This window comes from Bradyrhizobium sp. URHD0069, assembly GCF_000701345.1.
Lineage (GTDB): Bacteria > Pseudomonadota > Alphaproteobacteria > Rhizobiales > Xanthobacteraceae > Bradyrhizobium.
On record NZ_JNIJ01000049.1, the window covers coordinates 36,323 to 45,081 of the forward strand.

Consider the following 8,759-nt stretch of genomic DNA (forward strand, 5'->3'; position numbering starts at 1 on the left):
ATCGATGCGATCAAGCAAATTGGAGGCGATGCTCAGCGAGGCAACAACTTCGCTTCACAGTACTGATTCAGCTGGTCGCGGATCATGGCAATTGTATCGACGCATAGATTGAACCCCGCGCGTCTCAGCAGACCGTTATCGGTCAACAAGTCCCATTCCTTTTCGAAGACGAAGTCGGCAAAGTCCCATGACGCCAGGCTTTCAAGAGAGCGTCGCTGTAGTCCACGGCGCGCAACGATCTTGTCCCAGACCGGGCCCTTGTCGGCCATCCACGTCGCAAGCTTGATATGGCGCGGCACGCCACAGGGAATACCGTACCATTGCGCCAGCAATGGCCAGACCTGACACCAGCGAAAACTATCGCCGTTCGTGACATTGAACGCCGTGTTCCTCCCGGCGTCATGCGTCGACATGAAAATGATGGCCTCAGCGAGACAGGTCGCGTCGGATAATTCGCAAAGCACGGAGTAAGCGGCGGCAGTTCCAGGGAAATCCAGGGGCACTCCGAGTTCACGGCAGAGAGCCGCATAGGTGCCGAGAATCGTGATGAGGTTTCTGGCGCGGTCCGGCGCGAAGTCGCAGATATAGGACGGTCGGGATGCAGACCAGCTCCAGCGAGCATGCGCCGCTCTTTGGCTCAAAAGGTCCTGTTGATCGTAATAGAAGTTTGGCGGCGGATGCCGGGGATCGCCTTCGCGCGAAGGCGTCGGATAGGGGCCGAGGTGCATTCCGTACCACTTAGTGCCCTCCAGCAGATGAACGTGCTCGAGCCCGCCGGAGCGCGCTTCCAGCGCATCCAGCGTTGCGGCCAGCATGGCGACATTGCCTTCAACATTCTCGACACCACCTTCCTGGAATGGCGCGCGGGCAGCGAAGAACGCATGCGTCACCGGCTCGATGGCTGCCAATGCACGCGCGCAAGACGCGGGATCGGTCAAATCGGCAGCGAGATGGGTGAAAGGTACCTTGCCGGCTGGAGCCGTGCGCGACATGCCGTAAACAAGCCAATCGCCGCGACGGCCGAGTGCTTTGGCGATGGGTCCACCGGTCGCACCGGTCGGCCCGATGACTAGCGCGACTTGCTTAGGCATTGCATCCAATTAGGCATGGCATCCAATCCCAGTGGCGGAGCCCGTTGCGCGCTCAGGCTGATGTCCGTGGCGCAAATGGCTCTAGCGTCCCCGCGTAGCTTTTCGCGGCAGGGAAAGCATATGAACCGCGCCGGGATGTCGTGAGTTTCAGACCGACCAGAGCTTCGGCCTGTTTCACCGCAGCCGCGACGCCATCGATGATCGGCACGCCGAATTTTTGCGAAAGCGTGCGCGCGAGATCGGCCATCCCCGCGCAACCGAGAACGATAGCTTCTGCGCCCTTGTCCAGCGCATGGGCAATCTCCGCTTCGAGTTTCTGCTCCGCGCCGGAGCCAAGCCTTTCGAGGTCGAGAACCGCAACATTGCACGCGGTGACCGACGCCCTGTCGGCGAAACCGTAGCGGCGCACGAGGTCTTCAAGCGGCACGATCGAGCGCGGCAGCGTCGTGATGATCGCGATACGCTTGGCCAGCTGTCCCGCGGTCACCAGCGCGGCTTCGCAGATTCCAACCACCGGGAAGCGCGCGACGGATCGCGCCGCATCGAGCCCGGTATCGTCGAAGCATGCGACAATGCCGGCGGCGGCGTCGGGTGCGATCAAAAACGCCTGAATCAATCCTGGAACGGCGAAAGCCTCGTCATAAAACCCTTCGATCGAGGCCGGACCCATTGACGATGTCACGGCGACGATTTCGGTGCCTGGCGCGGCAACGGCGCGCGCCGCGGCGCAAATCGTATCCGTCATCGACGCGGTGGTGTTCGGATTGACGATCAGGATTTTTGTTGCGGGCATCGGCGTTGATTAGCATTCGGTGATACAGGCCGCCATCAAAACTTCGGCGAGGCTTGCGACGCTAGCGATTTTACCGCGAATTCAGCAAGCTACCGCCTCCGCCTCGGCCCAAGCCGCGAACGCATCCAGGATTTCGCTCATGACCTCGCGGTCGTTCCGTCCCGAACGCGCCAGCACATGGAAGGAATGATCGGCGCCCTCGACACGATGCAGCGATGCCGATCGCCCGAGGCGCTGGACGACAGGCTCGAGCAAGCTCAATTCCGCGAGGCTGTCGCGGGTGCCCTGAAGAAACAGCATCGGCACATGAACATCGGCAAGGTGCTTCGCCCGATCACTGGACGGCTTGCCCGCGGGATGCAGCGGAAAGCCCAGGAACGCCAGTCCACCGACGCCGGCCAACGGCGCAATGGCCTGTGCCTGCGACGTCATGCGTCCGCCGAACGATTTGCCGCCCGCGATCAGCGGCAATTCCGGGCAGCGCCGGCCGGCTTCCGCCACAGCGGCGCGCACCGCGGCTTGCGCGACCGCCGGGCGGTCGGGCCGCCTCGAGCCGTTTTCCATATACGGAAACTGATAGCGCAACGTCGCCACGCCGCGTTCGCCAAGGCCGGTCGCCACCGTCTCCATGAATGGATGGCCCATCCCGGCGCCGGCGCCATGGGCAAACACAAAACACGCACGCGCTTGCGTGGGGCGGATCAGCAGCGCGGAGATCGAGCTCGCGTTCTCGACCTCGATCTTAAGCTGTTGCGCGCTGACGGTTTTCATCTTGCGTGACTGCCATTCGCTGTGGTCGGGACACTGTACGCCCGGCGACCGGCCGCCCGGAAGGCCTTTCGAGCCGATGCTTTCCCGAATGGACAACCGCTCGCTGACGTTGAATACTGCCCGGCATGGACCCGCAAGAGGTCCCATTCATTCGGGAGAAGACATCATGCGTCCCAGCAAGGCTGCGTTGGCACTGATCACGACATCCTTCATCGCACTGGCAGGCTCCACTTCAAACGCCGAAATCGCGGTTTCGGCCAATGACGGCAAGATGGTCCTCGAAAACGGGGTGGCGACGGTCCGCAAGGAGCCGGTGCCGGACAGCGTTTCGGTCATCGAACTTTCGGGCCCCTCGCCGCGCATCATTGCGGAATTGCCAGCGCCCGCCAGCGTGGTCGGCCCGCCGTCGAGCGTCGCCATCGCGCCGGACGAAAGTTTCGCACTGGTCACTGGGGCGATGAAAATCGATCCCGCCGACCCAACCAAGGCGATCCCCGATGACAAGCTGACCGTCATTGACTTGAAATCCTCGCCTCCGAAAATCCTGGCGACACTGCAAGCCGGCGCGGGCGCTGCCGGCGTTTCGATCAATCGCACAGCGACGCTGGCGCTGGTGGCCAATCGCAGCGAGGGCACCGTCTCGGTGTTCACGATCAGCGGCAATGCGCTGACGCCGGCCGGCAAGGTCGCGCTCGGCGACGCCAAGTCCGGTCCGAGCCACCCGATGTTTTCCCGCGACGGCACAACGGCGCTGGTCTCGCGGGATGGCGACAATCGCATCTCCGTTCTCTCGGTCGACGGCAGCAAGGTCGAATACACCAAACGCGACCTGTTTTCCGGGCTGCGCCCGTACCAGATCGATACTACCGCCAACGGCGACGTAGCTGTGTTCGCCAATATCGGCATGAGCGGCGGCGACGCCGATACCATCAGCCTGATCGACATGCGCGCCAAGCCGATCCGGGTCGCGACCACAATCTCGGTCGGTCAGACGCCGGAAGGGCTGAAGATATCGCCGGATGGCGCCTATGTGGCGGTCAATGTGGTCAACGGCTCGAACAAGCCCAAGAGCTCGCCATTCTTCAACGACTATGGATTGCTGAAGATCTACCGGGTCGCCGGCACCGACCTCGTTCCGGTGACGGAAGCCAAGGTCGGCCACTGGTGCCAGGGCGTCGCATGGTCGAAGGACTCCAAAACCGTGCTGGCCCAGTGCATGGTGGAGAACGAGATCGCAACCTTCACGTTCGACGGCAAAACCCTGATTAAAACGACGCCGATCGCGATGAAGGCCGGTCCGGCGGGCATCCGCACCTCCGAGCCGTAGCGCATCGCGGGCAGGCACACAGAAATGCATGGTCGGCATCCAGGAATCAGTCTAAGGCTACCGACACAACCCTCGGTCGAGCATTTCGAAGATTTGGAGCTAGGTCATGATCAAAACATCCATTGCAATTGCTGCTGCGGCCGCGGTGGGACTTTCGTGCACGCAACCCGCGTCAGCACAATCGGACGGCCATAAGCTCGGCACTGTGCATTTCGAGACATCGTGCAAGCCGGACGCGCAGAAGCTTTTTGACAGCGGGATGTTGTACCAGCACTCATTCTGGTACCGGGCGTCGCAACGAGTGTTCGAAGATGTGCTACAGGCCGATCCCGAGTGCGGGATAGCGTATTGGGGTATCGCGCTGAGCCTGCTGTGGAATCCGCATGTCGCGCCGCCCGCAAAGAATCTCGTCGAGGGTGCTGCAGCGATCGCAAAGGGAAAGAGCGTGGGTGCCAAGTCGCAACGCGAGCGCGACTACCTGGACGCGATTGCGGTCATGTACGCCGACCACGAGAAAGTCGACCACCGCACCCGCATTCAGGCCTATGCAAAGGCCATGGAACAACTGGCGCAGCGCTATCCAAACGACGACGAGGCGCAGATCCACTATGCCCTTGCGTTGAATACATCGGCATCGCCGGCCGACAAGACATACGCCAGCCAGCTCAAGGGCGCCGCGATCCTGGAGCCGATCGCTATACGCCAACCGCAGCATCCCGGCGTGTCACACTACCTGATCCACCTCTACGACTATCCGCCGATTGCCGAGAAAGGGCTCGACGCTGCGCGGCGCTATGCCAAGATCGCTCCCGGAGCGGCGCATGCCCAGCACATGCCGTCACATATTTTCACGCGCGTCGGCTATTGGACTGAATCGATCGCATCGAACGCCGAATCGGCCCGTGTCGCAAAGGAGTCTAAGGATTTCCACGACCAGCTGCATGCGATGGACTACGTCGTCTATGCAAATCTGCAACTCGGACAAGACGACAAAGCCAAGACCATCATCGACGAGATGATGATGGTCACCGGCTTCACAGAGGCGTTTTTGCCCGGGCCGTATGCACTGGCTATCTCGCCGGCGCGCTACGCCGTGGAACGCGGCGACTGGAAGGCTGCGGCGGAGCTTCAGGTACGCCCTAGTCCGCTAGCCCAAGTCCAGGCGATAACTCATTTTGCTCGAGCTCTCGGCGCCGCCCGCTCCGGCAATCCTGATGCCGCCAAAACTGACATCGCCAAGCTCGCCGAGTTGCGTGACAAGCTGCGTGATGCCAAGGACGCCTATTGGTCGGAGCAAGTAGATATTCAGCGGCAAGTCGCGACCGCCTGGATGCTCTATGCCGAAGGCAAGCGCGATGAGGCGCTAAATGCGATGAGCGCAGCCGCCGATGCCGAGGATAAGACCGAGAAGCATCCGGTGACGCCAGGCGTGCCTAAGCCGGCGCGGGAATTTTATGGCGTCATGCTGCTTGAGAGTGGCAACCCCAAGGAAGCGGTCACCGCCTTTGAAGCGACGCTGAAGAAAGAGCCGAACCGGCTTGGGGCCCATGTAGGAGCGGCGATGGCCGCCGAAAAGTCCGGTGACAACGCCAAAGCTCGGCAACACTACAAGAAAGCCGTCGAGATCGCTAACGCCGCGGATAAGACCAGGGCCGAGATTGCACACGCGCACGCGTTCCTGCAGAAGCCCTGAGACGGCGAGGCGAAGGCACAGGAGCACGCCGTGAAAGCATTCTTTGTGCCGATCGTGCTGGGCATTCTTGCGACCCCGGCCAGCGCTCAGTCACTTCAGGTCATTGGATACTCGGGTCATCTCGGCGAGTGGGAGTTGACTGCCACCGTCACGGAGCAGGTTTCCAGCCGGACCAAGGAATACGCCGGGCCGGTGACCATGAGACACGTTGGCGTCTGCACTAAGGATGGCCCCGAGGAGAAGGCGGGTGAAATGCGGTTTCAGATCTCGGCCTCATCCTCCCAGTTGAATGCGACATTTTCGGTTGCTGGCGTTGAATGCACCTACAGCGGACGGTTGTCAGACTCTTATACAGGCACGATGGCTTGCCCCGATCGAGAGGCCGTTCCCCTCAAGTTATGGGTGAGATAGTGCATCGTTACGAAAGCAGCATGGTTACGAAGGAAGGTCTTCCATCGCACCCTCGCCATGCCATAAGGAAAAAGCCCGCATTGCTGCGGGCTTTTTTGTATTACCAGCCGCGGAATCCGCCTCCGCCGAACCCGAAGGTTACGCTCGGACCGCCATAACCATAGCCGCCGCCATAGTACGGCCTACCGTAACCGCCGCCATAGTACCGCGGGGCGTAGCCGTAGCTTCTGTAATGCGGGCGGTAGTGACGATAGCCGTAGTAGCGACGCGAGTATCGATTACGAGAGCTGATGTCGGTGGATTGCGTTGCATCGGCTGATGTCTTTGCTTTCACCGTGCTGTCCGTCGCGTTTGCAGCGGAGCCTCCGAGCAGCGCGGCTGCACCGACGGCAAATACGATAGCTAGCTTTTTCATAGGAACACTCCAATTGACCTGGTGGAGTGTTAATCGTCACCGACGTTCTACGTTCCGAACTGCGACATTAAATCACCGATAGCTGTTTGAATAACCGTTCATATTGATTAACGCATGCTGCATTTGCCTGGTCGGATAGCGTAGCCGGGAGGGGAAATAGGCGTATAGATGCTGCATGACCGAGCATCATCGGAGTTTGCCAATGCGGCGCGGCTTATGACCGCACCGAAGCTATGGCTCCCGGTCGGCAGATGGCGAGCTTCGGGTGCTCGATGTGCGGTAAACCGAAGACTTCCATCGCCGATATGTTCGCGGACGTGATTTCCGAAAGAATAGCAAGGTCGAGGCATTTGCGCCGAGCGTTCGAGTGAAGTAAAAACGTCGCTGTCGCGTCAGGTCCCGTAGCTCAGCTGGATAGAGCATTGGTTTCCTAAACCAAGGGTCGCATGTTCGAGTCATGCCGGGATCGCCAACGACATGCTCCGAAAGTACGCAGCAAAATAAATTGTGAAACAAATCAGCGCATTGCGTTTGACGGCGCGCGATCTAGAAAACCGTCGCTCTATCCAGCTGAGCTACGGGATCCCAGATGCCATCAGCCGTGCATGAAGTCGCCACGTTTCAATCCGAGCGCTTTGACCGCCGCCTCCGGAAGCCGGCCCCACGCTTCGACCTTCTCATTCGGAGCCATCATTGCAACGATAATGGCCTTGGCGGTCTCCGGATCCTGTTCGGCGACGAAGTAGACCGAGCGGACGGACGAACCGCCCTCCAACGGTTCGGTTGTCACCAGTACGACCTGACCATCTGCCATATCTCAATATGCCATTTGTCGCGATGCCGTTTGCATTATTGCAACGAGGAGGCCCGCGACTCCCGTAGCCCGAGGATGGGCATTGGCGGGATCGGGCCCTCGCGGCTTCCTTCGCGAAACCGGGCCAATGCCCCCTAGCGTCGCGATTAGGTATCCGCCGCGGCCAATTGTCAAAGCAAAGTCTGTGAGCATTTCGGCGGTTTCTCACCGGCCGGGTGTGTCCCGTCGATCACAGGGCCAGCAAGAAGTTCGCAGCTCCCGCGGGAAAGCCGGGGTTTACGGGTGACAAGCCGGCCGATAAAATGGCGACAATCCGCAGGAAATGTGTCGCGTGGAACTCTGGAGAAATCGCCTGTGATCGGATTGCGCAAATCCGTCCTGCTGATGGCCGCGATCATCGGCTGCGCCGTGCTGCAGCCTTCGCGCGGGCACGCGCAGTGGTGGTCGCGCGCACCGGCCGATTTCGAGGAATGCGCCGACGCTGCGGAGAAGGCGGCGACCAAGGAAGCGAGAACCTCGGGGCTTTCGGAATGCAACGCCAAATTTGCCGGGCGGCGCAAGCCCGGCGGCGGCTACAGCTATTTCGATTTCATGCAGAACCGCAGTTTTGATATCGCGGGTCCAAACCCGACGCGGCAAGAGCAGAAGCACATCGACGAACAATACACCGCCTATCTCGATCGTCAGCGGCGCAGCACCATCGCCGCGGCGTTCACGGCAAAACAGCAACAACAGTTGCAACAGCAACAGCAGTTACAACAGCAACAACAACAGCAGTTGCAACAACAGCAGCAACAACAGCAGCAGCAGCGACTTCAGCTGCAGCAAGCCTCCTTCAGAAGCGACACTGAAAAGGCCGCCCCGCCACGGCCGGCGCCGACCAAGCCACCGGCCGCAGCGAAAGACCTCAAGCCACCGGCCGCGGCCACCGATCCGAGGCCGCGCGCGAAGCCTGCGGAATGCGCAAAAGATTCTTTCTCCTGCGAGTGGCCGCGGCTTTCGGCAAGTATCAAGGATCTGAAGAAGACGCTGTTTGGCGCGCCACCGAGCAAGGCGAAGCGGAGTTGAGCTATGTGGCGCCGACCCATCGTCGTGGCGCCAACCCATCGTCGTCGTTCCCCGCGCAGGCGGGCAATCCAGCATTTTCGTCGTCCCGGCGAACGCCGGGACCCATATGTGGACGGCCCCCGTGCCACAAGAGTTCTTCAGGGTCTGATCGGATCGCTTGCATCCATATGTCCGGCCTGTTGATGCGGTGTGTTTTAGACCGCTGGCCAAGATGGTTTCCGCGACGCGAGCTCCAAACAGCCTCACGACCTTTCTTCGGCCAATGGGTCCCACGGACTGTCTCGCACCTCGGATCGATCGATCCTACCATCTGCTCCCCTCTTGCAGCTCCGGCTCAACCGGTGTGGCGAACGCCGACCGGCCGATCTCTCAAGCG

9 protein-coding genes and 1 tRNA gene are annotated in these 8,759 nt (G+C 60.8%); 5 read left to right on the forward strand and 5 right to left on the reverse strand.

Features of this window, described 5'->3' with window-relative positions:
• Positions 1-32: 32 nt before the first annotated feature.
• The 3 genes from N554_RS0125530 to N554_RS0125540 form a co-directional block, all read right to left on the reverse strand.
• Positions 33-1,091 (reverse strand): SDR family oxidoreductase, encoded by a 1,059-nt coding sequence (locus tag N554_RS0125530; protein ID WP_029586093.1) that lies wholly within the window; start codon positions 1,089-1,091, stop codon positions 33-35.
• Positions 1,092-1,143: 52 nt separating this feature from the next.
• Positions 1,144-1,884, reverse strand: a complete 741-nt coding sequence (locus N554_RS0125535; RefSeq protein ID WP_029586094.1) for an aspartate/glutamate racemase family protein — start codon at positions 1,882-1,884, stop codon at positions 1,144-1,146.
• Between the two features lie 81 nt (positions 1,885-1,965).
• Positions 1,966-2,655, reverse strand: coding sequence for an alpha/beta hydrolase family protein (locus N554_RS0125540; protein ID WP_029586095.1), 690 nt, complete (start codon positions 2,653-2,655; stop codon positions 1,966-1,968).
• Positions 2,656-2,821: 166 nt separating this feature from the next.
• Between N554_RS0125540 and N554_RS0125545 the strand changes: the two genes are divergently transcribed.
• The 3 genes from N554_RS0125545 to N554_RS0125555 all read left to right on the forward strand — a co-directional run bounded on the left by N554_RS0125545 (position 2,822) and on the right by N554_RS0125555 (position 6,086).
• Positions 2,822-3,982, forward strand: coding sequence for a YncE family protein (locus N554_RS0125545; protein ID WP_029586096.1), 1,161 nt, complete (start codon positions 2,822-2,824; stop codon positions 3,980-3,982).
• Positions 3,983-4,088: 106 nt separating this feature from the next.
• Positions 4,089-5,675 (forward strand): tetratricopeptide repeat protein, encoded by a 1,587-nt coding sequence (locus N554_RS0125550; protein WP_029586097.1) that lies wholly within the window; start codon positions 4,089-4,091, stop codon positions 5,673-5,675.
• A gap of 30 nt (positions 5,676-5,705) precedes the next feature.
• Positions 5,706-6,086 (forward strand): hypothetical protein, encoded by a 381-nt coding sequence (locus N554_RS0125555; RefSeq protein ID WP_156042103.1) that lies wholly within the window; start codon positions 5,706-5,708, stop codon positions 6,084-6,086.
• A gap of 100 nt (positions 6,087-6,186) precedes the next feature.
• On the opposite strand, the gene N554_RS0125560 is transcribed toward N554_RS0125555, so the two are convergent.
• On the reverse strand, positions 6,187-6,501 hold the full coding sequence (locus tag N554_RS0125560) for a hypothetical protein (protein ID WP_029586099.1): 315 nt from the start codon (positions 6,499-6,501) through the stop codon (positions 6,187-6,189).
• Positions 6,502-6,896: 395 nt separating this feature from the next.
• Between N554_RS0125560 and N554_RS0125565 the strand changes: the two genes are divergently transcribed.
• A tRNA-Arg gene (locus N554_RS0125565) sits at positions 6,897-6,973 on the forward strand.
• Between the two features lie 123 nt (positions 6,974-7,096).
• Here N554_RS0125565 and N554_RS0125570 read toward each other — a convergent pair.
• Positions 7,097-7,315, reverse strand: a complete 219-nt coding sequence (locus N554_RS0125570; protein ID WP_029586100.1) for a hypothetical protein — start codon at positions 7,313-7,315, stop codon at positions 7,097-7,099.
• 384 nt (positions 7,316-7,699) lie between these two features.
• Here N554_RS0125570 and N554_RS0125575 point away from each other — a divergent pair, with 384 nt between their 5' ends.
• Positions 7,700-8,383, forward strand: a complete 684-nt coding sequence (locus tag N554_RS0125575; protein ID WP_051677710.1) for a hypothetical protein — start codon at positions 7,700-7,702, stop codon at positions 8,381-8,383.
• Positions 8,384-8,759 lie beyond the last annotated feature (376 nt).

Bases quoted from the DNA above. Each gene is read 5' to 3' on its own strand.
- N554_RS0125530 (WP_029586093.1), bottom strand. From the start codon at position 1,091: ATGCCTAAGCAAGTCGCGCTAGTCATCGGGCCGACCGGTGCGACCGGT.
- N554_RS0125535 (WP_029586094.1), bottom strand. From the start codon at position 1,884: ATGCCCGCAACAAAAATCCTGATCGTCAATCCGAACACCACCGCGTCG.
- N554_RS0125540 (WP_029586095.1), bottom strand. From the start codon at position 2,655: ATGAAAACCGTCAGCGCGCAACAGCTTAAGATCGAGGTCGAGAACGCG.
- N554_RS0125545 (WP_029586096.1), top strand. From the start codon at position 2,822: ATGCGTCCCAGCAAGGCTGCGTTGGCACTGATCACGACATCCTTCATC.
- N554_RS0125550 (WP_029586097.1), top strand. From the start codon at position 4,089: ATGATCAAAACATCCATTGCAATTGCTGCTGCGGCCGCGGTGGGACTT.
- N554_RS0125560 (WP_029586099.1), bottom strand. From the start codon at position 6,501: ATGAAAAAGCTAGCTATCGTATTTGCCGTCGGTGCAGCCGCGCTGCTC.
- N554_RS0125570 (WP_029586100.1), bottom strand. From the start codon at position 7,315: ATGGCAGATGGTCAGGTCGTACTGGTGACAACCGAACCGTTGGAGGGC.
- N554_RS0125575 (WP_051677710.1), top strand. From the start codon at position 7,700: ATGGCCGCGATCATCGGCTGCGCCGTGCTGCAGCCTTCGCGCGGGCAC.